Origin of the sequence: Pseudomonas paracarnis, from assembly GCF_904063055.1 — a bacterium.
GTDB lineage: Bacteria > Pseudomonadota > Gammaproteobacteria > Pseudomonadales > Pseudomonadaceae > Aquipseudomonas > Aquipseudomonas paracarnis.
Genome location: NZ_CAJFCN010000008.1, coordinates 283,233 through 309,611, shown reverse-complemented (window position 1 = coordinate 309,611; position 26,379 = coordinate 283,233). Strand labels below are relative to the sequence as shown.

Genomic DNA, 26,379 nt, shown 5'->3' with positions numbered 1-26,379 from the left:
AGCGTTCCTGTACGTCTTGGGAGTGGTCGGCGCGGGTCAGGCGGGCGAGGGGGTCGTAGTGGTAGCGGTGTTCGCCTTTGCGGGTGTCGAGCAGGCGGGTGAGGTTGCCGGATTTGTCGTAGTCGTATTGGCGTTGGTAGAGGTGGTTTTGTTGCTGGGTGACCGCGTGGGCATGCAGGCGGTGTTGGTCGTCGTAGTGGTAGTGGCTGAGCAGTTGGCCTTGCTGGCGCTGGTGTTCGCGGCCGCTGTTGAATAGATGTGAGGTGAGTACTTCACCGTTGAGTTCGACCGTGGCGAGGTGGCCGCCTTTGTTGTGGTTGAAAGTGACGCGGTTGTTGTCTGGCAGGCACAGGTTTTTCAGCTGGCCGCAGGCGTCGTAGCCGTAGCGCAGGGTGCCCCAGCCTTGGTGTTCGGCGGTGAGGCGGTTTTGGCGGTCGTATTCGTAGGCCAGCGCCCAGTGGCCGTCTTCGGCGCTGAGGAGGTTGCCTTGGCGGTCGTAGGTATAGTCGACAACGCTGGCATCGGGCAGGGTTTTTTGTACGAGGCGCCCGGCGTGGTCGCGCTGATAACGGGTGATTAGCTGACTGTTATCGTCGCCGTATTCGGTCTTCTCCAGCAGGTTGCCGTTGAGGTCGTAGGCATACGCGGTGCGCTGGCCGTCGAAGCCGGTTTCCTGGCGGATCAGGCCGTTGGGATGATAGTCGAGTTGGTAGGTTTCGCCGGCTTCGTTTTCGATCTCGGTGAGCAGCAGCCGGGCGTTGTCGTAGCGGTACTTGACTTGGGTGCCGTCGGCGTTGAGGCGGCGGCTGATCAGGTGCAGGCCGTCGGCGTATTCGTAGCGGGTGACGTGGCCGAGTTCGTCGCGTTCTGCGATGATTTTGCCGTAGGGGGTGTAGCTGAATTCTCGTGTGGCGCCGCCTGGCAAGACGAGGCGAATCAACCTACCGACGCTGTCCCATTCATAAACGGTCTGCGCGCCATGCTCATCTTCACGGGCAATCTGTCGCCCTAAATCGTCATAGCGATAGCGCTTGAGCCCACCATTGGGCAATTGCTCTTCAAGCAACTGCCCACGCTCGTTCCACACCAGCCGCTGGCAACTGCTGTCGGGATACCAAACCCCAACTAATTGCCCATGTTTGTCATAGCTGTAGTCAGTCGAATTGCCATCCGGGTCAATCTTGCGGATGACATCGCCCTGAACATTGCGCTCATATTTCCAGACCGCCTCCCCACGCCTGACAACCCGAACAAAACCGTTGTCATGTTCGTAGGAAGTCGGCTCATCATCCCCCGGAAACAACGCCACCAAGCGTCCGGCATCGTCGTACTGATAGGCCGTCACCGCGCCCATCGGGTCTTGCTCGACGGTCAGCCGGCCCTTGGCATCGTAGGATTTGTAATGCTGAGCGCCATCCGGATCGATGCGCTGCACCAAGCGCGCCCGGTCGTCATGGACATAGACTTCCTGGCTACCATCGGCGTTATGCACGGTGACGTGGTCGTCATCGCCCCAGGCATAACGCGTGTCCATCTGCGAGAAGCTCGCCCAATGCCGGACGCAACGCGCCGCCTTGCCAGACCGTTCCCACGCCCAGAAGAAACTCGCCCCACCGGCCAACTGCCGCTCAAGAATGACGTGCTGATCGTCGTAGCGATAACGCTCGCTTTCCCCGACAGCATTGGTCGCGCAGACCAGTCGTCCGTGTTCGTCATAGGCGTAGGAAACAAGGTTCTGCTCGGTCTCCCACACGTAGGGCTCACGCCCTTTGGCGCGATGCACCTGATAGTCCACCGCGACGATGCGACCCAACTCATAACGCAGCAGCAACGAACGACCGGCGCCGTTATCCAGCCGCTCAATCAGCCCTGAACGATCCCGGCAAAGGCGCAGCCGGTTGTCATACGCGTCGCTGATCGAGACCAGCACACCGTCGCGAAAGTGATAAAAACGCGAGGCCTGGGCCAGCACCAACTCGTCAGGCGCCGAACCCAAATAGATCGCCGCTTCCGCCAGGCTATTGGTGATCGCGGGCCGAGAGTCGGTGGGCAATGGAAACTGAGTACGGCGATTCTCATGGTCAGTCCACACCACCAAATCGCCCGACACCACCAGCCGATGAGCCAGCGCATGACTCCAGCCAAACCCCAACCCACAATCAACGTCCACCGCACTGGTGCGGTACAGCCGCGTCCACTCAAACGGCAAGATCCCATCCAGCGCGCCGTCGGTGAGGGTGAGCAATTCCTCGCCGGTGACCATCGACACCGGGCAGCCGTGAGTGACTGTTTTATCCGCAGGCGCCGCCGCATCGCCCTTCGGATTCGACGCCACAGTTGGCACATCATCGACAGGCTCATGACGGACCAACGTCGTGCGCTGGGCCTTGCCGCGCACCATCGGCACCGGGTTCGAAACCAGCGTGTCGCCCGCCTTCAACGGCACAGCCGGCACCGTCTTAATCGGCGTCGCCGCACTGCTCAGCAACACCGGCTTGGCGGCCTCGACATGGGTTTCCAGCCGAGGCCCCGTCACCTGCTCGGCCAGCAACTCCAACAACGCCCGCGCCCGCCCGGACTTGACGCCACTAAGCACCTGAGCACCCAGGCGCAGCTGTACTCCAATACCCCGTGTGGCCCAGATCAGCAGCAAGTTGATCAACACTTCGCCGGTGATTTCACCCAGCAGTTCGTACATGTCGGGTGGCGGCAGCATGCGTACCCAGGCCACCAGCGCCGACAGGTAGATAAACAACAGCGGCTCATCACTGAGTACCAGCAACCCCTTGGCCAGCGTGTCTTTGCCCAGCTTGAGCAGTGCATCCAGCTCGGCCTGGGACAGGTATTTCAGCAACGTTTCGCTGTTGGACTTGAGGTTGGCGAGCAGGTCGTACAGCTCGGTGATGTTGTCCCACAGGTTGTAAAGCGCCTTGCCCAGCCCGGTCGCAAAGGCAATGCCCTGAATGCCGCTACGCTTGTAGGCTGGCGCTTTGGCAAAGTCTGCCCATCGAGGCTTGAAATGCTCGGCCCATGCCGTGCGCAAATCCGCTTCCAGCCCGGTGATCACAGACTCATAGGACGCATACAGCGCCTGGACGTGAGCCTTGGAAACAGTGGGGTAAAAGGTGATTTCGTACTGTTGGTCGCGGCTACAGTCGCTGACTTCAAGAATGCCGCTGGGGCCAATGGTCCGATGCAGTGGCGCGCCTACCGGGCTGCCGTCCTGTGCAACGGCTTGCAGCCTCACGGGCGTGTTGCCGATAGGCACGAACTGCGTGCTTTCGAACAGATGCACCAGCGTCAGCCCGCCCTGGGCTTTGCATTGAGCGACCGTGCGGCTGGGCTTGTCGGAAGAGATCGGCGCGACCAGTGCGACGTCTTCCCCAACCTTGAACACCTGCTCCACGCTAAGTGCCGAACCACTTAAAAAGCTGTCGGCCCACGTATCAAAGGTATTCAGGCAGGTGCGGAAATCCGCGAATACGCGCTCAACCTTCGGCGCTTCGGGATCCATCGGCACCAGCATCAGGTTGGCCAGCACCGAGATCAAGAGACAGCCCCATTCATCAGGGCTCTAACGAACACCACCATCTGCAATCCCTCGCACTGTTTGATCAGGCGAGGGACTTTGCAGCGGTTGTCAGGTAAAAGAAGTCGGCGTTATTCGCGAGAGGGGCGAGGAAGTTTCGTCTTAACTTCAGGTAAACCGAGGCTTGGTCGTAGGAGTTGGATTACAGCTGGAACAGTCTTACAACTTCAACTGCCCAATCGCCTTGCTCAACTCCCCGGCCAACGTCGCCAGTTCATTGCTGGTGGTGGCCGACGCCACGGTCTGATGCACGGTGTTTTCGGTCACATCGCGAATGCTCACCACGGCGCGGTTCATTTCTTCGGCGACATGGCTTTGTTGCTCGGCGGCCACGGCGATCTGGGTGTTGCTTTCGCGCATCTGTGCCACAGCGCCGGTAATTTCAGCCAGCGCGATGCCGGCTTCCTGGGCCTGTTGTACGCAGTCATCTGCCTTGAATGAGCTTTCCTGCATGAAGTCCACCGCGTCGCGGGTGCCGGCTTGCAGCGCCGAGACCATGCGGGTGATTTCGTCGGTGGAGCTTTGCACGCGCTTGGCCAGGTTGCGCACTTCGTCGGCGACCACCGCGAAACCGCGGCCCATTTCCCCGGCGCGGGCGGCTTCGATGGCGGCGTTGAGGGCGAGCAGGTTGGTCTGTTCGGCGATGCTGTGGATCACACTGACCACACCGTTGATTTTCTGGCTGTCTTCGGCCAGTTTCTGGATCATTTCGGCGGTCTGCTGTACGCCGCTGGACAGCCCGGCGATCGAGCGCTGTACCCGGGTGACCACTGCCTGGCCGCTGCCGGCGAGAGTGTCGGCGGACTGGGACAAGTCACGGGTGGCGCCCGCGTGCTGGGCGATGTGGTAGACGGTGGCGGTCATTTCGTTGATGGCAGTGGCAGCCTGGTCGGTTTCGCTTTGCTGGCCCAGCATGCCGTGTTGCACCTCGTTCATGCTACTGGCCAGGCGTGCGGCGCCGTCGTCCAGTTGCCGGGCGGTGCGTGCCACGGTATTGACCACGCGCTGGTAGCCGGCTTGCATGGCGTTGAAGGCGCTGGCCATCTGGCCGACTTCATCCTTGCAGGCCAACGGCACCCGCGCCGACAGGTCGCCGGTTTTTTCGACGTGCAGCATCACATCCTTGAGGGTGTTGAGTTGGCTGAGCAGGAAGCGGATCAACAACTGCGAGGCACCGAGCATGGCCAGCATCAGCACTGCCACGGCGACGGCGTAGTGGGTGAAGCGTTCACTGAACACTTGGCTCAGGCTCGGCGCGTAGGCCAGGACTGCGACCTGCTGGCCGTCGGCCCGGCTGATCACCTCGGCGCCGATCAGCGGGTTTTCACCGAACAACGGCATGGGGTTGAGTTCAGTCCAGCCGTTGGCAGTGCTCAGGGTGGGTAGATCCTCAGGGGGCTGGCCTTTGGAAAATGCGAGCCAGTGCTCACCCGTGGGCAAGGTTCTGTCGGCTGGCCAGGCGCTGAGCAAGCGTCCTTGGGCCTGGGCCGATGCTTGCGACGCCTGGCTGCGCGCCTGTTGTTCAAGCTGTACCGCGTACAGCACCAGCAGCAGGGTGGTGATGAAGGCGACCGCGTTGACGGCCCAGAATTTGTATTTGAGCGAGATATTGCTAAGCCAGGCACCCATGGAAGGTTTTCTCTGATAGCGGAAACAGTATTGGCAAGGTGCCATTATTGTGCCGCTATTCAGAAAAGCGCTTTTGACATGGGTCAATGCGCCGCATCAATCGATGGCAGGCAAGCCGAAAAAGCGGCGGGCGCAGGCGGTGCTGTGCAACGCCAGATCTTCCATCGTTTCGTTACGGTGCAAGGCCACTTCGCGCAGTACTTCGGGCAGGTACGCCGGCTCATTGCGACCATTTTTCGGCTTGGGGCGCAGGGTGCGTGGTAGCAGGTAGGGCGCATCGCTTTCCAGCATCAGACGGCCTCGGGGAATGTCCCTGACCAGTGAATGCAGGTGGGTGCCACGGCGTTCGTCGCAGATCCAACCCGTGATGCCAATGTGTAAATCCAGGTCCAGGTAGCTGAACAGCGCTGCCTGTTCGCCAGTGAAGCAGTGCACCACGGCGGCTGGCAGGTGGTCGCGGTAGTCCTTGAGGATCTCCAGCAGACGCTGGTTGGCATCGCGCTCATGGAGAAACACCGGCAGTTGCAGTTCGACGGCCAGGGCGAGGTGTTCTTCGAGGACTTTTTCCTGCTGGGGGCGAGGGGAGAAGTCCCGGTTGAAATCCAGCCCGCATTCACCCACGGCGCGCACTCGGCTGTCGCCCAGCAAGCCACGCAGACGTTGGACGCTGTCGCTGTTCCAGTCGCTGGCAGAGTGGGGGTGAATGCCGGCGGTGCTGAACAGGCGCTGGCTGCTTTCGTCGAGTTTTACACACAGTTGCAGGGCCTGTTCGCTGCCCTCGACGCTGGTGCCGGTGAGTACCAATTGCTGCACGCCAGCGGCGTAGGCGCGTTCGAGAACGGCCGTGTGCCTCTCGTCGAAACTGGGGTTGGTCAGGTTGACGCCAATATCAATGAGTTGCATGGTGCTATCTCCGCCTGCGGCCGGAAAGCATATCAGAGCTGTAGATTGATAAGAAAAACCAAGAACTACAATGCGTTAACGCTGTCTTTGAACGTCGCAAGCGACATTGTGGTGGGCCGATTGCCTGCCACCTTGGCGCCGTTGCACGCCTTGCCAGCGCATAAAGCGCTCTGTTTCTGACCCCCAGCACTGCGTAATTCGCACAGGCGCTGGCCAGTTTTCTTTCCGGAGAGCGGATGATCCGACCCTCGGCGTTGCTTATGTTGTGCCTGGCGTTATTGCTGCCCATGGCGGCGGTCGCACGTCTGGATGGGCCGCTGCAAGTGGCCAAGCCCGGCAAGGTCCGCGACCTGGCGCAAATTCGCTCCAGCCGCACCCTGCGCGTCTTGGTCAACCAGAGCCGCAACAGTTCCGGTGAAGTGCAGGGCCAGGCCATCGGTGTCGAATACCATCGGTTACGCGCCTTCGAGCAGTACCTCAACGGCCATGCCCGTGATGGGCAGGCCATCAACCTCAAGATCATCCCCAAGGCCAAGGACCAGTTACTCGGTGCGCTGGCCCGTGGTGAAGGTGACCTGGTGGCGCCCGGTGAGTTGCTGGACGTGAAAGGCGTGCACAAGGTCAGCGCCAGCGCCCCGATTGTCAGCGATGTGCCGTTGTGGCTGGTGGGCGTCAAGGGTGAACGACGGTATACCAAACTGGAGCAACTGTCGGGTCGCACGGTGACGCTGACCACCGGTAGTGCGGCGGTGGACGCTATCAGTCAGGTCAATCAAAAGCTGGCCCTGCACAAGCGCCCACCAGTGAAAGTGGAATGGGTTGACCCGAGCCTGGCGGTGGAAGATGTCCTGGAGATGGTGCAGGCCGGGATTTTTCACCTGACGATCGTGGAAAAACCGATTGCTCAACGCTGGTCGAAAATCCTGCCCAAGTTGCGCTTTGACAAGCAGGTCGTCATCAGCGAGCCAGGCGACGAGTTCTGGTTTGTGCGTCAGGACGCGTCGATGCTGCGTGCCAGCATCGATCGGTTTCTCAAGACCTATCACACGCCTTCCGACCAGGATGTGGCCTTCCAGCGTATCTATCGACGCCTCTACCAGGTCCGTAACCCATTGGCGCGGGCTGACCGCCAGCGCCTGGAAAAACTGCGCCCGGTTTTGCAAAAACATGCGCGTGAGCAAGGTATGGACTGGCTGAATCTGGCGGCGTTGGCGTTCAAGGAGTCTTCCCTGGACCCAGGCGCACGCAATAGTGGAGGCCCTACCGGCCTGATGCAGATCACGCCGTCGGCGGCGCAGCGGGTGGGGGTCAACAATATCGAGTCGCTCGACAGTAATGTGCAGGCGGGGGCGCGTTACCTGGCGATGATCCGGCGCAAGTTTTTCTCCAGCCCCAAGCTCAATGAGCGCGAGCGCATGGCCTTTATGCTGGCGGCGTACAACATGGGGCCGGAGCGGGTGCAAGGTATGCGCACCGAGGCCAAGCGCCGTGGGCTTAACCCCAATCAGTGGTTCTTCCAGGTTGAACGCATTGCCATGGAGCAGGTAGGGATGGGCGGCGTCAGCTATGTTAATAGCGTCAACAAGTATTATTTGGCGTTCGATCGGGAGCGCGAGTCTCTGGAGCCGCCTGCGGCTAAAGTTGCATCGCGTGAATAATCGATTTTTTAGATGTGAATTAGGCAATATTTCGGCTTTTATCATTGCTTAAACTGATTAATATAGCGGCCAACCAACCCCTACCTGGAAAAGGATTTACCCCCATGAGCCCAATGATTACCCGTGTACTGTCCACTCGCGCCGGTTATGGCCTGACTATTCTGCGTATCTTCGTCGGCATCATCTTCGCTGCCCACGGTTCGCAAAAGCTCTTCGGCTGGTTTGGCGGTGGTGGCCTGGCGGGCACCGCACAATGGATGGAAAGCATCGGCCTGGCGCCGGGCACGCTGATGGCGCTGCTGTCGGGCGGTACCGAGTTCTTCGCCGGCCTGGCCCTGATCATCGGTTTGCTGGTTCGCCCTGCTGCATTGGGCCTGACCTTCCTGACACTGGTGGCGATTTTCTCTGTACACATCCACAACGGGCTGTTCATGGCCAACAACGGTTATGAGTTCGCACTGGCGTTGCTCGGTGGCGCGTTGGCGGTGTTGTTGGAAGGTGCGGGCAAATTGTCTGTCGACCGCGCGATCACTCACTGATCGTTTAGCAAGCTGCACAAAAAGGCCCGCTGATGCGGGCCTTTTCGTTGCCCGGGATTCTTGACACTGCCCCACAGGCTTCTCTAGGATGCTGCTCATGCGCCGATTTAAACAGCTAATTGCGGGGCGCCACTGGGTCTCAATGCAGCCCGACAGAAGTACGCTTGCTCACGCAGGGCGTTCCTCGAAATACCGCTAAAGCGCTGGTTCGGTGTTGCCTCTCACCTGCCCGCAGACTTTTGAGGCAGAGACACGACACGATGAATGCACTACGCCCCCTCATACGCCTGGCCCCGATCACCGCGGACCTGACTCAACGCAATCCGAAAATCCTCCTGGGCGGTAAGCACCAGCCGACACTGCTGCGTTATCTGGACGGCTGGCCACGCCGTTCCGGTCGGCCTTCGGCGTTCCTGATCCAGTTTGTGGAAGACGGCGATTCCCTGGCCCGTTTTGCCAGCGACAGTTTCGACCTTGCAGTGATTCAGGCACCGAGTGCCAGCAACGCCCATGAGGTGATCCACCAACTGACGCGCATTGCCCGGCAAGGGCTGATTGCCCGTCGCTGAGCGACTAGTGAAAGGTTGCCAGTGCGAGGAGTCGACGCTTGCGCTGGTACAGGAACAGTAACCCGGCAATCAGGCACAGCAGTAGCGGTAGAGGCACGACCATCAGCCCTTTGAGCTGTCGCTCGAAACGCTGCACCGGGGCATAGGCCTGCGCCTTGAGTGTATGCAACTCGATGGGCAACTGCAGGCGCTCCTTGTTGAGTACCTGCAACTGCGTATTGGTATCTACCGCCTGGGTGATAAGCCGCGTGTGCGCTGGGTTCAACTCGCGCCATGCTTGCTCTGTCTGCTCAAGTCGTCGCTGGAGCTCAAGCGAATTTTTCCGATAAGCCTGTGCGGCTTCGTCGCGCATGTGTTCCAGCCTGTGCAACGGTTGGCGCATGACACGGGATCGAATGCGCTGGAGTGCTTCGGGCGCCGCCAGGTTATCCAATGTGTTCAATACAAACTGCGCGTTGCCGTTGCGTGCATGGCTGACTGTGTCCGCGAGCAAGTCGGTGTCGGCCACGACCACCATCTGGATCAGTTCTGCTTTTTGCAGCCCGGGCGGCTGGCCCTTGAGGCCGTCGGGAAACGCTGAGTAAGCGGGCCCCTCAACGCGCGCAGCGATCACATGGCGCTGCCCTGAAGTCGCCGTTTCATCGATCAGTGAGTCAAATGTCGTCGCCGAGCCAAAGCGTTTCGCGTCCAGCAGGGCCGATTGCCGTGAGCTCAACAGAAGCGGGGTCAACAGTGAACGGCTCTTGGGGGCCAGGGAAAGCGCGCCGCTGCTTGAGACCATCACGGCGTCCAGCCCCCAGGCGCTGACATCCGTTGGAGTCATCGCCTGTGATGGAAGGTGTAGCCTGGCCGGGTGCAGTACCCGGGGCATTCCCGGGCCGGGCGTGGCTGATGAGGCATAGAGATTATCCACCAACAGCTTATCCGCGGGCATTTGGATGCCCCACGCGTTCAGCAGCCCCTCCATTCTGGCGTTCGCTGGCACGGCGTCAGCGCCCATCTCGCTCACGGGGTCGAGGAACATCATCAACTGGGTGCCTTTCAATACCGATTGCTCAATGGCATATAGGGCTCGTTCAGGTAAAGCGTGCGGCTGTACGACTATCAATGTCGCGATGGATGACGGAACCTGGGCGATGTTCGCAGCCAGTTCCACCACGTTGAATTGCTCGCGGATCAACCCCAGCAACTCGCTGGCCGATTTGTCTAACGCCAGTCCCGACAGCAGGCCGATAGTGGCACGCTCAGGCTGCCCCAACTTATAGATCAGGTGGCTGATCTCATATTCAAGTAATGACTCGTGCTCAGGCCGGAACGCTTCGATGCGTTGGGCGCCCTGGCCAGTACGGGTGCCGATAAGGCCAAGGAATCCTTGTGTGTCATCAAGCCCAAACAAGCGGGCTTTGTAGGCATCTTCAGAAAAGGGAGCGGGGTTAATGATATGTAAGTTGATCAGGCCGTTTGCCGCTTTTTCGAACGCCTTGAGCACGTCTTCCACGCGCCGACCATAACGTTCTAATGCCTGGCTTTTTTGCGGCGCATTGAGGGTATTGAAGTAATACAGATCCAGTGGGCTTTCAAGTGACAGTAGCAGTTGCTGCGCCGCGGGCGATAAGGTGTGGATTTTTTCTTCGGAAAAGTCCCAGCGAACAGTGGGCAGTTTGGGTGCCCAGACTAGATTGAATGCCAGAAACAGCAGTGATATGACGAGAAGTGTCATACCCGCACGAAAAGCAGATCCCATCAGTGGTCTTCCTTTTCTCAGCTGTTTTTATAATTGAGTGTGAGGGTGGTCGCAAACAGAAAAGCAACGATCATGCTGATAAAGTACAGGCTGTCCTGCAGTGTGAGCTTGCCGTTATCCATCGCGCTGAAGCGGGCAACGGGATCCAGGGACATCAAACTGTCGATGATCCATATCGGTGCTTGTTGTTCAAGTGCATCCAGTACTGACGAAAGCCCACTGGCGGTCAGCAACAAGCCGAGCGTGAAAAAGAAAATCAGCAGGCGTTGGTTCGCAAGTACACAGATGAAACAACCTACCGAAAGATAACTTCCCGCCAGTAACCAACTGGCCAGGAATTGTGAGGCGATAACGCTATTGTCAGGTGTGCCCAGATAATTCACGGCAATCACCAGCGGGAAGTTAAGCATCAGCGCAATGCCACAGACAGTCCATGCCGCGATGAATTTTCCGATCACCCGTTCCATCGAGGTGACAGGCAAGGCATTCAGGGTGTTGTAAAAGCTGGCGTTGGATTCATCCGACCACAACTGCGTCGATAAAAGGGGGACCAGCAGGAGATAAAGCCAGGGGTGCAGTTCAAAAAAAGCCTGCAAATCACTGCTGTTTCGCTCCATCCATTGGTTGGAATGCAGTCCCAGCGCTGCGCACAGTGCGAGAAAAACCGCCACGCTCAGGTAAGCGCTGGGGGCGCAGGCATAGCTGACGAGTTGTCGTTTGAAAATGACAGGTAGCAGTCTCAAGGTGTTACCTCTTGGCTCAGATGGTGAACGACATCGTTCAGGCGACCCGGCTCCAGATTCATTGAGGTGATGTTCCAGCCGCGATGGGTGATAAGCGCGTTGATCGAGGGAAAGATGGAATGCCCGGGCATGGCCAGTACCGTAACCTTGCCGGGCGCATGCCGGTCTTCTTCGATGCCTGCGACGCCGGGCAATACGGCCAACGCGAGCAAATCCAGCGGGGCGTCTGCCGCGAGGGTGACGGCCTGGAAGTGCCGGGAGCTGCGCTGTAAGTCGGACAGCGAGGCATCGCCCACCAGGCGACCACCGGCGATAACCAAGGCACGGGTGCAGATGTCCGCCAGATCCTGGTAATGGCGGGAGGCGATGATGATGGTCATTTCCTCGCTCAGGGACTGGATGAGTGCCCGGAACTTGAGGCGTTGATCAGGGCAGAGCCCTTCTGTGGGTTCGTCCAGCAGCAGCAGGCTTGGGGAATGCAGGAGCGCCTGGGCCATTGCCACTCTGCGCTTCAAACCAAGGGAAAGGACGTTGATGGGGCAGTCGAGCACGGGCAGCAGTTCCAGTCGTGCGGCTACCTGCGCCACCTGGCTGCGTTTTTCCATCCCGCTCAAGCCGCGAATGGCGGCAATGAAATTGAGCATGTTTTTGACGGGCATCGTGTGATGGTCGAGGCCGTTTTGGAGCTGATAGCCAATGACCTTTTTGGCTTGAATTGAGTGGGTATGGGTATTGAAGCCTTGAATACTGATGTGCCCGGCCGTCGGCTTGATCGTCCCGGCGATCAGGCTCAACAGTGTTGTTTTTCCCGCCCCACTCTCTCCCAGCAAGCCCACACACTCCTGGCGCTGGGCACAGAAGGACAAGTTGCTGATTACGCGTGTTTTGCCCAGGTGTTTTGTGAGGTTGCTTATCTCGATCATGGTTTTACCGAATAAGTTTTGCAGGGCGTGTGAGAGAGGCCGGCGGTATGGAAAAGTGCTTTAAAAAGGGTACGTTCAATATGAAGACTTGGGAACGCGAAGTGTGATTAATAAGAAGAATCCTACGTTCGGCCCGATAATCCGCTGAAACAATTGTTTTGTTTTGAATACTTATTAATGTCCAGATGTTTATCTGATGTTTATATAAAGTTTTCTCCTTTGTAACGAGGCCAGATTGCCATGATGCTTCTACGTACTCTTGTTCTTGAGCGCAACGATGAAGGGACGCCCGTTAACGGCGCCTTGTTGTGCGGGTTTGCTGTGACGCAAACGGCGTCCAACTTTCTGGTGTATAGCCTGGATGAGGAGGCAGAACCCGGCCACTCCAGGGTCTATATCGCGGCACTGCGTAAAAAGATTGACCGGTATTTCCTGGGAGGCGTTGACTCCAAAGAGGACCTGCAATTAGCCATGCAAGTCTTCAAACAGATCCTGACGATGGCAGCGGCAGCCGGCTCGAAGACAACGCCGATTGCCGAACCCCAGGTGCCCTTTCATTTCGTTGATTTGAAAGGCTGCCGGTTGCCGCCTGCCAGGCCAGAGGATCATCACTCGGTGATCATCAAGAAAGCTTTGGTCATGAAGGTCATCACCTTGGGCATGTCGGCCCCGGCGTTGCCTGCGATCGAAAGCAGCGCAGTGATCGTGCCGTCCATTCGCTTCTCGTCGCAAATGGTTGCGCCGCCGCGAAATCCGCGCTCAGCCACGACTGCGCCGCAACCTATGGATGAAGGCACCCTTGAAGAACCGGCGCGGTCGCTGGTCGCGATACCGCAGGAGCAGGTTGAGCCCAGTGCGTCGTCTGTTCCTGTTGAACAAGATGACAGTCACTTTGAGTCAGACAACCTACGGTTGGCGCCACCCGAGCCTGAGCCTGAGCCCGAACCCTTGGACCCGCCTGCCCAGTTGGACCATACCTCTTTGCTCGAAATGGACAGCGCGCTGAGCAATCTGGCCAAAGTCGCCCAGGAACTGACGCAAAAAAAATGCGCGGTCCTAGAGAAGGAGCAAATGCTTGAACAGTGGCAGGCGCGATTGCAACAGCAGCAGAGCCAGTTGGAAGAAAAAGGCCGTGAACTTGAGCAGCGCCATACCTATTTGCAGGAGCAGGGACTGGAGGTCAGCCAGAAGGCCGAAAAGCTGGCGATGATGATGTTGCAGTTGTCGGGTATGCGCCAGCGTATGCAAGGCACGTTGCTTGAATTGGACCAAGTGCTGGAGGGGCATGGGTGAGGTAATGGGGCGCCGGCCTGGATACTTTCCAGGGTTCATTTATCATCAGTCCCAGCCGGCCGCTGCCTGGGCATGATGCCCTGGCATAACGGCACCATTGGACATTGCCTGGGGATGCAAGCGTTTGAGTACCAAGCTGATTACCAAAGAAGGTCATGAAGCGCTGAAAAAAGAGCTGGATTACCTGTGGCGAGAGAAACGCCCGGATACCACACGCAAAGTGACCTGGGCCGCCTCCCTGGGAGATCGCAGTGAAAATGCGGATTACCAGTACAACAAGAAGCTGTTGCGCGAGATCGACCGACGGGTGCGTTACCTGCGCAAACGCCTGGAAGACATGCGGGTGGTGGAGTACATGCCCGAGCAGGAAGGAAAGGTATTTTTCGGTGCATGGGTCGAAATCGAAAACGAACAGGGCGAGACCAAGCGTTTTCGCATCGTCGGTTATGACGAGATCTACGATCGCATGGATTACATTTCCATCGACTCACCCATGGCACGGGCCCTGCTGCGCAAGGAGGTGGACGACGAGGCAATCGTACAGACCCCCGGCGGAGAGGTGTGCTGGTGGATCACCAAGATCGAATATGTGAAGACCGCCTGATGGCACGTACCCTTGGCTGGGGGCGTGCCATCCAGGTCTCAGCCTTCGCGCAATACGGTCAGCGGGCTGGCATTCAGTGCACGGCGTGTGCCGAATACCCCGGCAGCGCCAATCAGCACGGCACCGATCACGGGCAGCAGTAACAACCACGGGTGGGGATGCCACGCCAGGTCAAAGGCATAGCGGTACAGCACCCAGGTCACCAGTTCGGTGCCCAGTGCCGCCAGCAAGCCACTGACCGCCCCCAACAGACCGAATTCGATGCGTCGGGCCTTGACCAGCAACTTGCGCTCGGCGCCCAAGGCTCGCAGCAATGCACCTTGGCGGATTCGTTCATCCAGGGTGGCCTGCAGGCCAGAGAACAACACTGCCATGCCCGCCGCGAGTACAAACAACAGCACGTATTCGACCGCCAACGTCACTTGGGCGAGGATGCTGCGCAACTGCTCCAGCAGGGCCTCGACCTGCAGGATAGTGACCGCCGGGAAGGCCCGTGACAGGTCGACGATCTGTTGGTCATGGCCGGGAGCCAGATAGAAGCTGGTGAGGTAGGTCGCGGGCAGATCCTTCAAGGTGCCCGGTTGGAAAATCATGAAGAAGTTGGGCTGGAAGTTATCCCAGTTGATGGTGCGCAGGCTGGTGACCCGTGCTTCACGGTTTTCCCCACCGATGGTGAACAATAAATGGTCGTTGAGCTTGAGCTTCAAGCTCTCGGCCACCTTGGCTTCCACCGACACGCCAGGAACCCCGTCAGTGGGTTGCGCCGACCACCACGTACCTGCCGTCAGGACGTTACCCGCTGGCAAGTCGGCTGCCCAGGTCAGGCTCAGATCGCGTTGAGTGGCCCGGTCGCCACTGGAGTCCTTGCTGACAATCTCCTGCACGGGTTCGCCATTGATGCTGATCAAGCGCCCCGGCACCACCGGGTAGAGCGGCGCCGCTTGTGCCTGGACGTCCAGCAGACGGGCGCCAAAGGCGTCCTTGTCGGCCGGCAGGATATTCAGGGCGAAGTAGTTGGGCGCATCCTTGGGCAACTGGTTTTGCCAGGTGTCGAGCAATTCGCCTCGCAACAGCGCGATCAACCCCATGGACAACAGGATCAAGCCAAAGGCCAGGGATTGGCCTGCCGCCGCCAACGGGTGACGCAACAATTGGCCCAGGCCCAGGCGCCACGGCAGGGAGGCACGAGCCAGTAACCGCCGCAGGCTCTGTAGCAACAACAGCAGCAAGCCACCCAGGAGCAGCGCAGCGACTACACCGCCGCCGAGTAACGCGAAGGTCAATACCAGGTCCAGGCTCAGGCGCCACATGATCAGGCCCAAGGCAAACAGTGCCGCGCCGTAGACCATCCAAGTGCTTGAAGGAATAGGCAGCAAATCGCGGCGCAATACCCGCAGCGGCGGTACCCGGCCCAGTGCGGCCAGCGGCGGGAGGGCGAAGCCGGCGAGGGCGACCAGCCCGGTGCCAATCCCCGCGACGGCCGGTAGCAGCCCGCCTGGCGGTACGTCGGCGGGTAGCAGGTCGTGCAGGAAGTAGAACAGGCCAAATTGCGCCAGCCAGCCGAGCAGGGCGCCGGCCAGGCTCGCCAGCAAGCCCAGTACGCTCAGTTGCAGGCTGAACAGCAGCATGGCTTCACGGCGCGACAAGCCCAGGCAGCGCAACAACGCGCTGGCATCGAAACGTCGACTGGCGAAGCGGTTGGCTGACAGCGCCACGGCGACGCCAGCCAGCAGCACAGCCACTAGGCTGGCCATGTTCAGGTAACGTTCGGCCTTGCCCAGTGCGCCGCCGATTTGCTGGTTGCCATCGCGGGAGTCCTGCAGGCGCTGGTTGGCAGCCAGGCCCGGTTTGACCAGGTCGCGATAAGTTTGCAGCGCTGTGCTGCCTTGTGGCGCACGCCATAGTTCGCGGTAGCTGACACGGCTGCCTGGCTGGACGACACCGGTGGCGTCCAGGTCCGCCAGGTTGATCATGACCCTGGGCGTGAGGCTGTAAAAGTTGCCTGCGCGGTCGGGCTCATAGTTCAGGATGCGCGCCAGGCGCAGGGTCTTCATGCCGACATCGATGCTGTCGCCGACTTTCAGGTCCAGCGCCGTCAGCAACCGTGCTTCTACCCAGGCTTCACCAGGTTTGGGGCCACCGCCCGGGATTTGCGTACCGAAGGGCTCGGTGCTGCTTTTAAGCTCGCCGCGCAAGGGGTACTGCTCGTTGACCGCCTTGATGCTGGAGAGCTGGATGCCGTTATCGGTGGCGATAACGCTGGAGAACTCCACGATGCGAGCGTGATCCAGGCCCAATTCGGTCCCAGATTTGATTTGCTCGGCACGGGCCGGCGAGCTGCCTTCGAGCACCAGGTCGGCGCCGAGGAATTCGGTGGCGCGCAGCAGCATGGCGCCGTTGAGGCGCGCACCAAAGTAGCCGATAGCGGTGCTGGCGGCCACGGCCACCAGCAGGGCAAAGAACAGCACGCGCAATTCGCCGGCGCGGGCATCGCGCAGTAACTGACGCATGGCAAGACTGAACAGGCGCAACAGCGGCAAACGTGCCATCAAGGCTCCAGGGGCGCGACCATCAGGCCGGCTTCAAGGCGGATCAGGCGCCGGCAACGGTGGGCCAGGCGCTCGTCGTGGGTGACCAGTACCAGGGTCGTACCGCTCTCTTTATTCAACTCGAACAACAGGTCGCTGATGCGCTCGCCAGTATGGCTGTCGAGGTTGCCGGTGGGCTCGTCGGCAAACAGCACGTCCGGTTCGGCGGCAAACGCGCGGGCAATCGCCACGCGTTGTTGTTCGCCACCGGACAGTTGGCGGGGCGAGTGGGTCAGGCGCTGGCCCAGGCCTACGCGCTCCAGCAGGTGTTTGGCTCGCTCGCGGGCGTCCTGGCGACCGTCCAGCTCCAGCGGCAGCATCACGTTTTCCAGAGCATTCAAGCTGTCGAGCAATTGGAAGGATTGGAATACGAAACCCACATGCTCGGCACGGATGCGCGCGCGCTGATCTTCGTCGAGGGTGCTCAGGGCTTGCCCGGCCAGGGTCACTTCGCCGCTGCTGGGCAGGTCGAGGCCGGCCAGCAGGCCCAGTAGTGTGGATTTACCGGAACCGGAGCTGCCGACGATAGCCAGGCTATCGCCCTTGTTCAGTTCCAGGCTCAGTTCGTGCAGGATAGTCAGTTCACCTTCCGCGCTGGGAACCACTTTGCTAAGGTTTCGCGCGGTGAGAATGCTTGCGCCCATGGAGAATCCGATGCGAGTGTGGTTTTTGAGTGCTGGCCTGGCCTTGATGTGCATGGCCCAGAACGCAGCGGCGGGTACAGTCCTGATCGTTGGCGATAGTATCAGTGCCGGTTTCGGCCTGGATACCCGCAAAGGGTGGGTCGCGTTGCTGGAGCAACGGCTCAAGCAGGAGGGTTTTGACGACAAAGTGGTCAATGCTTCCATCAGTGGCGACACCAGTGCAGGAGGCCTCGCGCGGCTGCCCGCGGCGCTTGCAACGCACAAACCGGACGTGGTGGTGATCGAGTTGGGTGGCAACGATGGCTTGCGCGGCCAGCCGCCTGCGCAATTGCAACAAAATCTTGCTTCGATGATTCAGCAGTCCCGGGACAGCGGCGCCAAGGTGCTGCTGTTGGGTATGCAGATTCCGCCCAATTACGGCAAGCGCTATGTCGAAGCTTTTGCCAAGGTATTCGGTGATGTGGCACAGAAAGAAAAGGTGCCGTTTGTGCCGTTTTTCCTCGAGGGCGTGGGTGGCCATCCGGAGTTGATGCAAGCTGACGGGCTGCACCCGGCGGTCGCGGCGCAAGACAAGTTGCTGGAAAATGTCTGGCCGGCGCTAAAACCGCTGCTATGACGCTTTTCTACCGGCAGGCTTTCGGCTAAGGTGGCGCCCCCCTGATTTGGAGCCCTCGATGTCGCGCCCTGCCTGGTCCCTGTTTAACTACCAACTGATCGAGCCGGACGAGCAGCTGGACCTGTTCGCCTGCCAGGAAGTGCGAGTGCATTTGGTGGCGCGTCAATTGGAACTGGGCGGCTCCATCGACCGCACGCTCTGCGGCACTTTATTGCCCGCACAGCCACGCTGGTCATCGGTCAACCGCTCGATTTTTCAAGACCAGCGACTCTGCCCGTTATGCCGGGCGATTCTAGAATCGCAAAAGCGCGGCACGCCGCCGATCTGGCCGGAGCTGCGCTTCGAGCTGTAAAACAGCTTGAAGCTTGGCGCTGCGAAGCCGTATACAATCAATTTTTCCCTACCCGTCGTCTTGCGAAGGATTTTCAGGATGTTGTCGCGCCTTTCCGTCGTCACCTGCTGCCTGTCTCTTGCTGCGCTTTGTGCGGCGGGTTCGGCGGCGGCCTTGCAGTTGCCCTTGCCACCGCCCGGTGAGGACATTGTTGGCCAGGTCCAAGTGATCAAGGCCAAGTACGAAGACACTTTTGCTGACCTTGGCACCACCTACGACCTGGGCTATTCGGAAATGGTCGCGGCCAACCCGGGTGTCGATGCCTGGTTGCCGGGTGCGGGCACTGAGATTGTGCTGCCGACACGCTTTATCCTGCCGCCCGGGCCGCGGGAAGGCATTGTGATCAATCTGGCGGAATACCGGCTCTACTACTATCCAAAAGGCCAAAACGTCGTCTATACCTTCCCTCTGGGCATTGGCCGGGAAGGCTGGGGTTCGCCGATCGCCCATACCAGTATCATCGCCAAGACGCCGAACCCGACCTGGACGCCACCGGCCTCGATCAAGGCCGAGCACGCCGCCAACGGTGACCCGCTCCCCAACGTGGTGCCTGCCGGCCCCGACAACCCACTGGGGCCGTTCAAGTTCACCCTGGGCACGCCGGGTTACCTGATTCACGGCTCCAACATGAAGTTTGGTATCGGCACGCGTACCAGCCACGGGTGCTTCCGCATGTTCAATAACAACGTGTTGGAAATGGCAGGCATGGTGCCGGTAGGCACGTCAGTGCGCATCATCAATGACGCGTACAAGTTCGGCAGCAGTGGTGGCAAGGTCTACCTTGAGGCCCACACGCCGTTGAATGATGACGGTACGCCATCGGTGGTCGACAAGCACACCGCGGTCATCAATGCGTTGCTCAAGCGCGAAGACCTGTCCAATAACCTACGCGTCAACTGGGACCAGGTGCGTGATGTGGTCGCCGCCGAGGATGGCTTGCCGACCGAAATTGGTGTGCCAGGCGGCGCACCTGTGGCGTCCAGCGCCCCGCTCGATCTTCAATAATAAGCCTGAGCGAACATCCCTGTGGGAGCGGGCTTGCTCGCGAAGACGTCGGCCCGGCAAACATTGATGTTGACTGACCCACCGCTTTCGCGAGCAAGCCCGCTCCCACATGCCAAATCATAGGCAAAAAAAAGCCGACCCATAAATGGATCGGCTTGATAACAACCCCGAAGGATTATTACTTGCGGCTTGCTTTTTCAAGCATGCGCAGAGCGCGCTCGTTAGCTTCGTCAGCAGTCTGTTGTGCTTTTTGAGCAGCAGCCAGAGCTTCATCAGCTTTACGGTAGGCTTCGTCTGCACGGGCCTGGGAGCGAGCTGCTGCGTCTTCAGTTGCAGTCAGACGAGCTTCGGTTTCTTTGGAGACGCTGCTGCAACCGGTAGCCAGAACTGCGGCCAGAGCCAGAGCAGAGAATTTCAGAACGTTGTTCATCGTGTTCCCCTTCAAGGACTTTCAATTTAATGGCTACTTTCTCAGAGTGAGCTAATAGCCGGCGTACATACTACCCATTACTTGTAGTAAGTAAACTGACGTTGCGCAAGAAGCAAAAAAATTTCTTGTGCCGAATCTATTTTGGCTAATCTTTTGGCGGTTTGTATGAAAACTGTCCAATTTTTTGCACCTGGACGCACATTGGATCCAGGCTGAAAGGGCCGGCCCGCATGTGTTAAGCCTTGTAAATAGATGAAATTTTATATAACGAAGCGGGGCACTTTGGTTACGCTTGGCTTTACTGCGGCGGGCATCTTTTGCGCATCTAGAGGTGACTTTAAGAGCGCCAGTTCGTCTCAAGGTTCAACTGCCGGCAATGTTCAGGCTATCGGTCACCGGTTGATCGAGGCCCTTTCTATATCCACCAGCGGCGGGGAATGACGAGTGCGCCTTGAGCAATTTCAGGATTGGTGCCTACTATTCCCTATGTGCTGGTTGTGAGCGCTCACGGTTTTCTCGCTGTCGAAACCGGCACGGGGTGGCGTAGATGTTCCTTCGCCGGAAAAACATCGGTAAGGTAGGGTCGTTAATTCAGACCCGCGAGGAGTAGTGATGAGCGAGGCGTTGTCCATCCACCATGACCAGGCTGGTCATCAGTTCGAGACCAATGTGGACGGTCATCGTGCCTACCTGACCTACATGGACCTCGGGAAGCAGACCCTGGATATCTATCGCACCTTCGTGCCCAACGCACTGCGGGGGCGAGGCATTGCGGCTGCGTTGACCGAGGAAGCCTTGAAGTTTGCCGAAGAGGCTGGCTACACGGTGATCCCGTCGTGCTCTTATGTCGAACGCTATATGGAGCGCCACCAGCGCCATGCCGCGAAGCTGTAACTGACCAGTTGCCAATAAAAAACGCCGGGCTTAGCCCGGCGTTTTTGGGTGCGCGAAACCGGTACGGACTCAGGTGCGCTTGCGCTGGGGCAACACGTCCTTGAGCTTGGCGTGCATGCTGCGCAGGGTAGTTTCGGTGGCGGACCAATCGATACAGGCATCGGTGATCGACACGCCGTACTGCAAGTCGGCCAAGTCTTTTGGAATCGCCTGGCAACCCCAGTTCAAATGGCTCTCGACCATCAAACCGATGATCGACTGGTTACCTTCCAGAATCTGGTTGGCAACGTTCTCCATCACCAATGGCTGCAAGGCCGGGTCTTTGTTGGAGTTGGCGTGGCTGCAGTCGACCATGATGTTTGGCTTGATCTTGGCCTTGTTCAGCGCCTGTTCGCACAGCGCGACGCTGACCGAATCATAGTTGGGCTTGCCATTGCCGCCACGCAGCACCACGTGACCGTAGGCGTTGCCCTTGGTCGTCACGATGGACACGCCGCCTTCCTGGTTGATACCCAGGAAGCGATGAGGGCTGGAGACCGATTGCAGCGCATTGATCGCCACGGTCAGGCCGCCGTCAGTGCCGTTCTTGAAGCCTACGGCCGAAGACAGGCCGGACGCCATTTCGCGGTGGGTCTGGGATTCGGTGGTGCGTGCGCCGATAGCCGACCAGCTGATCAGGTCCTGCAGATATTGCGGGGAGATCGGGTCGAGGGCTTCGGTGGCGGTGGGCAGGCCCATTTCAGCCAGGTCCAGCAGCAGTTTGCGACCGATGTGCAAGCCATCCTGGATCTTGAAGGAGTCGTCCAGGTACGGGTCGTTGATCAAGCCTTTCCAGCCGACGGTGGTACGCGGTTTCTCGAAATACACGCGCATGACCAGGTACAAGGTGTCGGACACTTCAGCCGCCAGCACTTTGAGGCGCTCGGCATATTCGTGGGCGGCCTTGAGGTCGTGGATAGAGCAGGGCCCGATCACCACGAAGAGACGGTGGTCGGTGCCGTCGAGAATGTCACGGATGACTTCGCGGCCCTTGGTGACGGTCTGCAGGGCAGCGTCGCTCAGGGGGATTTCGCGCTTGAGCTGATCGGGGGTGATCAGGGTCTCGTTGGATTCAACGTTAAGGTCATTGATCGGTAAATCAGCCATCGTGTTACTCGCCAGGGTCACGGGTGCCGGCCGCCAGCTATCCCCGTGCGGCGGGCACAGCATGATTTGAATGCAGGGGGGAGGAACCTTAGCGCGTAACACGGGCCCGCGACAATGGGCAAAGCCCGGTTTAATCCAGCGCTGGCTGCACAACCGCCTCATGGGAGAACTCGCCGGCATGACGCGACACCCACTCACGGGCCATGGTTTCAAGTTGTGCAGGCGTTGGCTCGGCGTCTTCGTGCAGGCGGCAGTAACGCTCGATCTGGCACACTTGCTCGCCCATCCGTGCACCGAACAAGGCGTGTTCGTCGGTAAAGCAAATACCAATGCGATAGCCCTGTTCGACTTTGCGGCACCAGGCGACATAGCCTGGATAACGGGCGCTGGGCCCTAGGGAAGGGATATGCAGGTCTACCGCCGTGCCGGCGCGCCAGGCACGTGGCCAATTGCAGGCGACGCCGCCGCGGCCGATAGTGTGCAGGCGTTGGCGGGGAAGGGCGGGAGAGGGACGTTGGATCAACTCGACAGCGACATCATCAGGGTGAGGTAAAAAACGACCCATGTACACGGACTCCGAGCGCCGTCCAGTTGACGGCAATGGCAGCAGTATAGTGAAGGAACTGGAATTGACCGACCTGGATATTGACCAGCAATTGCTGGGATTGCCAGGTATTTCGCTGGTAGTGTTCACCAGTGTCGGTTGTGCCAGTTGCCGCTGGGCACGCCAGCAGTTGCCCAGCTGGCACTTGCCGGTGGACCGCGTGTGCTGGGTGGATGCCGGGCACAACGGCGGTGCGGTGGAACGCTACCGGATCTTTCATTTGCCGGCGTTGTTCCTGGTGTGCGAGGGTCAATTCTTTGGGCAATTACAGACACGTCTTACAGCATCCGACCTCGCCGAATGCCTAAACCAGGCGCTCAACCGAACACCAGAGGATTTGCCATGACAGCAGTTGCAGCCCCGTCGCCACGCATTGGCATTATTGGCACCGGTGCCATCGGCGGTTACTACGGACTGATGCTGGCGCGTGCCGGCTTCGATGTGCATTTCCTGTTGCGCAGCGAATATGCCGCGGTGAGCAGGCATGGCCTGCACGTCAACAGTACGGTGCATGGGCAACTGCACCTGCATCCGGTGCAGGCCTATGCCAGCGCCGCCGACATGCCGCCGTGCGACTGGCTATTGGTGGGCACCAAGTCCACCGGTAATGTGGACCTGGCGCCCACCATCGCCCAGGTGGCGGCGCCGGATGCCAAAGTGGTGCTCCTGCAAAACGGCCTCGATGTCGAAGACAGCCTGCGTGAACACCTGCCGCCGTCGCTGCATCTGTTGGGCGGCCTGTGCTACATCGGTGTGCACCGCTCGGCCCCCGGTGTGGTCGAGCATCAGGCGTTGGGCCGGGTCAACCTGGGCTATCACAGTGGCACGGCGGCCAACGATGAGGTGCAGCAACAGGCGATTGTCGAAGCCGGTGCCGGGCTGTTTCATCAAGCTGGCATCGAGTCCCAGGCCATGGCCAATGTGCATCTGGCGCGTTGGCACAAGCTGGTCTGGAACGTGCCGTTCAACGGCCTCTCTGTGTTGCTGGGCACGGGTACCACGGCCATGATGGCCGATGAGTCCAGCCGCGAGTTGATCCAGGCGCTGATGGCCGAGGTGGTGCAGGGCGCTCATGCCTGCGGGCATGAAATTCCTGCCAGTTACGCTGGGCAGATGTTCGCCATGACAGAAACCATGGACGACTACCTGCCCAGCATGTACCACGACCACCTGCACAAGCGGCCGCTGGAGCTGGCGGCCATCTATGCCCGTCCCTTGGCTGCTGCCAAAGCGGCCGGTTGCGAACTGCCACGCATGCAGGCGCTCTATCAGGCCTTGAGTTTTATTGATCGGCACAACCGCTGATTGGGGGGGGACCACCATGGTGAAGGGATTGGCTGACAAACTGGTGCTGGCGATTTCCTCACGAGCGCTGTTCGACCTGAGTGATAGCCACAAGGTTTATCTGGCTGAAGGGGTCGAGGCTTACCGCAAATACCAGATCGAGCACGAGGAAGAAACCCTCGAGCCTGGCGATGCCTTCCCGCTGGTCAAGAAGCTGCTGAGCCTGAATGCCAGCCTGGGGCGTGCGCGGGTCGAGGTGGTGTTGGTGTCGCGCAACAGTGCCGATACCGGGCTGCGGGTGTTCAACTCGATCCAGCATTACGGCCTGGATATTTCCCGCGCCGCGTTCGTAGGCGGGCGTAGTCCCTATCCCTATTTGGCCGCCTTCGGTTGTCATCTGTTTCTCTCCACCCATGCTGAAGATGTGCGCAGCGCCCTCGATGCCGGGTTTGCGGCCGCGACGATTCTGTCTGGCGGCGCGCGCCGTGCTTCCAGCGAAGAGCTGCGCATCGCATTCGACGGCGATGCCGTGCTGTTCTCCGATGAGTCCGAGCGCGTCTACCAGGCCGGCGGGCTGGCAGCCTTCCAGGCCAGCGAGCGAGAGTCGGCGCGCCAGCCTTTGCACGGCGGTCCGTTCAAGGGCTTCCTGGCGGCACTGAACCTGTTGCAACGCGAGTTTGCCGATGAGGCCTGCCCGATTCGTACCGCGTTGGTCACCGCACGTTCGGCACCGTCCCATGAGCGCGTGATCCGCACCTTGCGCGAGTGGGATATCCGCCTGGACGAATCGCTGTTCCTCGGTGGCCTGGAAAAATCCGCGTTTCTGGAAGCCTTTGCCGCCGATGTGTTTTTCGATGACCAGGCCGGCCATTGCGAGAAAGCCAGGGAGGTAGTGGCCACCGGGCACGTGCCCCATGGCATCAGCAATGAGTTGAGAATCCAGACCGAGCGCTAGCTGCTAAGCTCATTCAATTCCCGCCATCCTGGCAGCCCAGGAGGTTTTATGATTCGTTCGATGCTGTTTGCCACGGACCTCGGTCTGTATGCGCCCTACGTGATGCAACATGCGCTGGCGCTGGCGCGAACGTTCAAGGCTGACCTGTATGTGATCCACGTGGTCGAGCCCATTGGCTTGTTCGCCGAATCGGTGTTGCAGAGCTACCTTGATGAAACCGCCCTGAGCGAATGGCAAAGCAAGGGGTTGAGCACGGTGATGGCGACGATTGAACAACGCGTGCTGGACAGCTTCCGCGAAGAGTGGGGGGAAGGGGAGCAGGACCTGCAATGGATTCGCTCGGTCAAGGTGATCCAGGGGGATCCTTGCGAGGTGATTCTCGACCAGTTGCGAAAACTGTCCGTCGACTTACTGATCGTCGGCAGTCATAGCCAGGCAACCGGCGTGGCCGTCCCCCTTGGGCGTACCGCCGCACGGGTGTTGCAGTTGTCCCCCGTGCCGGTTTACCTGGTGCCGTCGCTGCAGCGTCGGCGCAGTGACGATAGTTGATCGGCAAAAACGATAAAAAGTTCTAGATTTATCCGTCAAACCTTTAATATAGTTATATACCGTCGCTGATACCCGTGGCGTCTATCTGCTTTGAGGGATTCATATGAAGCTTCAACAACTGCGCTACATCTGGGAAGTGGCGCACCACGACCTCAACGTTTCCGCTACCGCTCAAAGCCTCTATACCTCGCAACCTGGTATCAGCAAGCAGATCCGCCTGCTCGAAGACGAGTTGGGCGTCGAAGTCTTCGCACGCAGCGGCAAACACTTGACCCGCGTCACTCCAGCTGGCGAGCGCATCATCACCACCGCCGGCGAGATCCTGCGTAAAGTCGAAAGCATCAAGCAGATCGCCCAGGAATTTTCCAACGAGAAGAAAGGCACCTTGTCGATCGCCACCACTCACACCCAGGCGCGCTATGCATTGCCGCCGGTGATCCGTGATTTCATCAAGCAATACCCGGACGTAGCCCTGCACATGCACCAGGGTTCGCCGATGCAGATTGCCGAGATGGCCGCTGACGGCACCGTCGATTTTGCCATCGCCACCGAGGCCCTGGAATTGTTCGGCGACCTGGTAATGATGCCCTGCTACCGTTGGAACCGCTGCGTGGTTGTGCCCCAGGGGCACCCTTTGGCCAAGCTGCCGAAGCTCACCCTGGAAGCCCTGGCTGAATACCCGATCGTGACCTACGTGTTCGGCTTTACCGGCCGTTCCAAGCTCGACGAAGCGTTCAGCCATCGCGGCCTCACGCCCAAGGTGGTGTTCACTGCTGCCGATGCCGACGTGATCAAGACCTACGTGCGCCTGGGCCTGGGCGTCGGGATCGTCGCCAAGATGGCGGTCGACACCAACCTCGACAAAGACCTGGTGGTGCTGGATGCCAGCGAATTGTTCGAGTCCAGCGTGACCAAGATCGGTTTCCGTCGCGGTACCTTCCTGCGCGGCTTCATGTGCGACTTCATCGAGAAGTTCGCACCGCACCTGACCCGTGAAGTGATGGCCAAGGCGATCCAGTGCCACAACAAGCAAGAGCTGGAAGAGTTGTTTGACGGCGTTGAATTGCCCGTCCACTGAC

The 26,379-nt window shown here is 59.5% G+C and carries 25 protein-coding genes; 14 read left to right on the top strand and 11 right to left on the bottom strand.

Annotated elements, in window-relative coordinates; translation table 11 throughout:
* The 3 genes from JMV15_RS19075 to JMV15_RS19065 all read right to left on the bottom strand — a co-directional run.
* On the bottom strand, positions 1-3,526 hold a 3,526-nt coding region (locus JMV15_RS19075), incomplete at its 3' end, for a DUF6531 domain-containing protein (RefSeq protein ID WP_408003996.1).
* A gap of 222 nt (positions 3,527-3,748) precedes the next feature.
* Positions 3,749-5,218, bottom strand: a complete 1,470-nt coding sequence (locus tag JMV15_RS19070; protein WP_020302814.1) for a methyl-accepting chemotaxis protein — start codon at positions 5,216-5,218, stop codon at positions 3,749-3,751.
* 96 nt (positions 5,219-5,314) lie between these two features.
* Positions 5,315-6,121 (bottom strand): TatD family hydrolase, encoded by an 807-nt coding sequence (locus JMV15_RS19065; protein WP_032903916.1) that lies wholly within the window; start codon positions 6,119-6,121, stop codon positions 5,315-5,317.
* Between the two features lie 236 nt (positions 6,122-6,357).
* On the opposite strand from JMV15_RS19065, the gene JMV15_RS19060 reads away from it, so the two are divergent.
* From JMV15_RS19060 to JMV15_RS19050, 3 genes are all read left to right on the top strand, one after another.
* Positions 6,358-7,779, top strand: a complete 1,422-nt coding sequence (locus JMV15_RS19060; protein ID WP_014717651.1) for an MltF family protein — start codon at positions 6,358-6,360, stop codon at positions 7,777-7,779.
* Between the two features lie 104 nt (positions 7,780-7,883).
* Entirely contained in the window at positions 7,884-8,318 is a 435-nt protein-coding gene (locus JMV15_RS19055) for a DoxX family protein (RefSeq protein WP_003189852.1), read from the top strand.
* Positions 8,319-8,578: 260 nt separating this feature from the next.
* Positions 8,579-8,887, top strand: a complete 309-nt coding sequence (locus tag JMV15_RS19050; RefSeq protein ID WP_003189853.1) for a hypothetical protein — start codon at positions 8,579-8,581, stop codon at positions 8,885-8,887.
* Between the two features lie 4 nt (positions 8,888-8,891).
* On the opposite strand, the gene JMV15_RS19045 is transcribed toward JMV15_RS19050, so the two are convergent.
* The 3 genes from JMV15_RS19045 to JMV15_RS19035 are packed head-to-tail and all read right to left on the bottom strand — an operon-like array spanning position 8,892 to position 12,297.
* Positions 8,892-10,631 (bottom strand): Gldg family protein, encoded by a 1,740-nt coding sequence (locus tag JMV15_RS19045; protein WP_014717652.1) that lies wholly within the window; start codon positions 10,629-10,631, stop codon positions 8,892-8,894.
* Positions 10,632-10,648: 17 nt separating this feature from the next.
* Entirely contained in the window at positions 10,649-11,374 is a 726-nt protein-coding gene (locus tag JMV15_RS19040) for an ABC transporter permease (protein ID WP_014717653.1), read from the bottom strand.
* Positions 11,371-12,297 carry an ABC transporter ATP-binding protein gene (locus JMV15_RS19035; RefSeq protein ID WP_032874084.1) on the bottom strand — a complete coding sequence of 309 codons (927 nt, stop codon included), beginning with the start codon at positions 12,295-12,297 and terminating at the stop codon, positions 11,371-11,373. The genes JMV15_RS19040 and JMV15_RS19035 overlap by 4 nt, the downstream gene beginning before the upstream one ends.
* Positions 12,298-12,537: 240 nt before the next feature.
* Between JMV15_RS19035 and JMV15_RS19030 the strand changes: the two genes are divergently transcribed.
* Positions 12,538-13,590, top strand: coding sequence for a hypothetical protein (locus JMV15_RS19030; RefSeq protein WP_014717655.1), 1,053 nt, complete (start codon positions 12,538-12,540; stop codon positions 13,588-13,590).
* Between the two features lie 124 nt (positions 13,591-13,714).
* Positions 13,715-14,194, top strand: a complete 480-nt coding sequence (greB, locus tag JMV15_RS19025; protein WP_014717656.1) for a transcription elongation factor GreB — start codon at positions 13,715-13,717, stop codon at positions 14,192-14,194.
* Between the two features lie 38 nt (positions 14,195-14,232).
* Here greB and JMV15_RS19020 read toward each other — a convergent pair whose 3' ends face one another.
* Complete coding sequence (locus tag JMV15_RS19020) at positions 14,233-16,743, bottom strand: ABC transporter permease (protein ID WP_038449528.1); 2,511 nt, start codon at positions 16,741-16,743, stop codon at positions 14,233-14,235.
* A complete protein-coding gene (locus JMV15_RS19015) occupies positions 16,743-17,426 on the bottom strand; it encodes an ABC transporter ATP-binding protein (RefSeq protein WP_003189864.1) in 684 nt (227 codons plus the stop codon). The genes JMV15_RS19020 and JMV15_RS19015 overlap by 1 nt, the downstream gene beginning before the upstream one ends.
* A 10-nt stretch (positions 17,427-17,436) precedes the next feature.
* Between JMV15_RS19015 and JMV15_RS19010 the strand changes: the two genes are divergently transcribed.
* The 3 genes from JMV15_RS19010 to JMV15_RS19000 all read left to right on the top strand — a co-directional run bounded on the left by JMV15_RS19010 (position 17,437) and on the right by JMV15_RS19000 (position 19,438).
* Entirely contained in the window at positions 17,437-18,042 is a 606-nt protein-coding gene (locus JMV15_RS19010; RefSeq protein WP_014717658.1) for an arylesterase, read from the top strand.
* A 58-nt stretch (positions 18,043-18,100) separates the two neighbouring features.
* Positions 18,101-18,394 (top strand): hypothetical protein, encoded by a 294-nt coding sequence (locus JMV15_RS19005; protein WP_003189866.1) that lies wholly within the window; start codon positions 18,101-18,103, stop codon positions 18,392-18,394.
* Positions 18,395-18,472: 78 nt separating this feature from the next.
* A complete protein-coding gene (locus JMV15_RS19000; protein WP_014717659.1) occupies positions 18,473-19,438 on the top strand; it encodes a L,D-transpeptidase family protein in 966 nt (321 codons plus the stop codon).
* Between the two features lie 178 nt (positions 19,439-19,616).
* Here JMV15_RS19000 and oprI read toward each other — a convergent pair whose 3' ends face one another.
* On the bottom strand, positions 19,617-19,868 hold the full coding sequence (gene oprI / locus JMV15_RS18995; RefSeq protein ID WP_003172710.1) for an outer membrane lipoprotei OprI: 252 nt from the start codon (positions 19,866-19,868) through the stop codon (positions 19,617-19,619).
* A 612-nt stretch (positions 19,869-20,480) separates the two neighbouring features.
* Here oprI and JMV15_RS18990 point away from each other — a divergent pair.
* A complete protein-coding gene (locus tag JMV15_RS18990) occupies positions 20,481-20,762 on the top strand; it encodes a GNAT family N-acetyltransferase (RefSeq protein WP_003189869.1) in 282 nt (93 codons plus the stop codon).
* Between the two features lie 69 nt (positions 20,763-20,831).
* On the opposite strand, the gene JMV15_RS18985 is transcribed toward JMV15_RS18990, so the two are convergent.
* The gene (locus JMV15_RS18985; protein ID WP_003189871.1) at positions 20,832-21,908 is read right to left on the bottom strand and encodes a 3-deoxy-7-phosphoheptulonate synthase; all 1,077 of its coding nucleotides are present in this window, start codon (positions 21,906-21,908) and stop codon (positions 20,832-20,834) included.
* A 130-nt stretch (positions 21,909-22,038) separates the two neighbouring features.
* Positions 22,039-22,473: a pilus assembly protein PilZ gene (locus JMV15_RS18980; protein WP_014717660.1), complete on the bottom strand. Its 435-nt coding sequence runs from the start codon at positions 22,471-22,473 to the stop codon at positions 22,039-22,041.
* Here JMV15_RS18980 and JMV15_RS18975 point away from each other — a divergent pair.
* From JMV15_RS18975 to cysB, 5 genes are all read left to right on the top strand, one after another.
* Complete coding sequence (locus JMV15_RS18975) at positions 22,472-22,858, top strand: YbbN family protein (RefSeq protein ID WP_014717661.1); 387 nt, start codon at positions 22,472-22,474, stop codon at positions 22,856-22,858. The genes JMV15_RS18980 and JMV15_RS18975 overlap by 2 nt on opposite strands.
* Positions 22,855-23,817: a putative 2-dehydropantoate 2-reductase gene (locus JMV15_RS18970; RefSeq protein WP_014717662.1), complete on the top strand. Its 963-nt coding sequence runs from the start codon at positions 22,855-22,857 to the stop codon at positions 23,815-23,817. The genes JMV15_RS18975 and JMV15_RS18970 overlap by 4 nt, the downstream gene beginning before the upstream one ends.
* Before the next feature lie 16 nt (positions 23,818-23,833).
* Positions 23,834-24,751 (top strand): 5'-nucleotidase, encoded by a 918-nt coding sequence (locus JMV15_RS18965; protein WP_020302806.1) that lies wholly within the window; start codon positions 23,834-23,836, stop codon positions 24,749-24,751.
* A 48-nt stretch (positions 24,752-24,799) separates the two neighbouring features.
* The gene (locus tag JMV15_RS18960) at positions 24,800-25,300 is read left to right on the top strand and encodes a universal stress protein (RefSeq protein ID WP_014717664.1); all 501 of its coding nucleotides are present in this window, start codon (positions 24,800-24,802) and stop codon (positions 25,298-25,300) included.
* 103 nt (positions 25,301-25,403) lie between these two features.
* The gene (gene cysB, locus JMV15_RS18955; protein ID WP_003189876.1) at positions 25,404-26,378 is read left to right on the top strand and encodes an HTH-type transcriptional regulator CysB; all 975 of its coding nucleotides are present in this window, start codon (positions 25,404-25,406) and stop codon (positions 26,376-26,378) included.
* Position 26,379 lies beyond the last annotated feature (1 nt).

Coding starts and splice junctions, on each gene's coding strand:
- JMV15_RS19070 (WP_020302814.1), bottom strand. CDS start 5,218: ATGGGTGCCTGGCTTAGCAATATCTCGCTCAAATACAAATTCTGGGCC.
- JMV15_RS19065 (WP_032903916.1), bottom strand. CDS start 6,121: ATGCAACTCATTGATATTGGCGTCAACCTGACCAACCCCAGTTTCGAC.
- JMV15_RS19060 (WP_014717651.1), top strand. CDS start 6,358: ATGATCCGACCCTCGGCGTTGCTTATGTTGTGCCTGGCGTTATTGCTG.
- JMV15_RS19055 (WP_003189852.1), top strand. CDS start 7,884: ATGAGCCCAATGATTACCCGTGTACTGTCCACTCGCGCCGGTTATGGC.
- JMV15_RS19050 (WP_003189853.1), top strand. CDS start 8,579: ATGAATGCACTACGCCCCCTCATACGCCTGGCCCCGATCACCGCGGAC.
- JMV15_RS19045 (WP_014717652.1), bottom strand. CDS start 10,631: ATGGGATCTGCTTTTCGTGCGGGTATGACACTTCTCGTCATATCACTG.
- JMV15_RS19035 (WP_032874084.1), bottom strand. CDS start 12,297: ATGATCGAGATAAGCAACCTCACAAAACACCTGGGCAAAACACGCGTA.
- JMV15_RS19030 (WP_014717655.1), top strand. CDS start 12,538: ATGATGCTTCTACGTACTCTTGTTCTTGAGCGCAACGATGAAGGGACG.
- JMV15_RS19020 (WP_038449528.1), bottom strand. CDS start 16,743: ATGGCACGTTTGCCGCTGTTGCGCCTGTTCAGTCTTGCCATGCGTCAG.
- JMV15_RS19015 (WP_003189864.1), bottom strand. CDS start 17,426: ATGGGCGCAAGCATTCTCACCGCGCGAAACCTTAGCAAAGTGGTTCCC.
- JMV15_RS19010 (WP_014717658.1), top strand. CDS start 17,437: ATGCGAGTGTGGTTTTTGAGTGCTGGCCTGGCCTTGATGTGCATGGCC.
- JMV15_RS19005 (WP_003189866.1), top strand. CDS start 18,101: ATGTCGCGCCCTGCCTGGTCCCTGTTTAACTACCAACTGATCGAGCCG.
- JMV15_RS19000 (WP_014717659.1), top strand. CDS start 18,473: ATGTTGTCGCGCCTTTCCGTCGTCACCTGCTGCCTGTCTCTTGCTGCG.
- oprI (WP_003172710.1), bottom strand. CDS start 19,868: ATGAACAACGTTCTGAAATTCTCTGCTCTGGCTCTGGCCGCAGTTCTG.
- JMV15_RS18990 (WP_003189869.1), top strand. CDS start 20,481: ATGAGCGAGGCGTTGTCCATCCACCATGACCAGGCTGGTCATCAGTTC.
- JMV15_RS18985 (WP_003189871.1), bottom strand. CDS start 21,908: ATGGCTGATTTACCGATCAATGACCTTAACGTTGAATCCAACGAGACC.
- JMV15_RS18975 (WP_014717661.1), top strand. CDS start 22,472: ATGTACACGGACTCCGAGCGCCGTCCAGTTGACGGCAATGGCAGCAGT.
- JMV15_RS18980 (WP_014717660.1), bottom strand. CDS start 22,473: ATGGGTCGTTTTTTACCTCACCCTGATGATGTCGCTGTCGAGTTGATC.
- JMV15_RS18970 (WP_014717662.1), top strand. CDS start 22,855: ATGACAGCAGTTGCAGCCCCGTCGCCACGCATTGGCATTATTGGCACC.
- JMV15_RS18965 (WP_020302806.1), top strand. CDS start 23,834: ATGGTGAAGGGATTGGCTGACAAACTGGTGCTGGCGATTTCCTCACGA.
- JMV15_RS18960 (WP_014717664.1), top strand. CDS start 24,800: ATGATTCGTTCGATGCTGTTTGCCACGGACCTCGGTCTGTATGCGCCC.
- cysB (WP_003189876.1), top strand. CDS start 25,404: ATGAAGCTTCAACAACTGCGCTACATCTGGGAAGTGGCGCACCACGAC.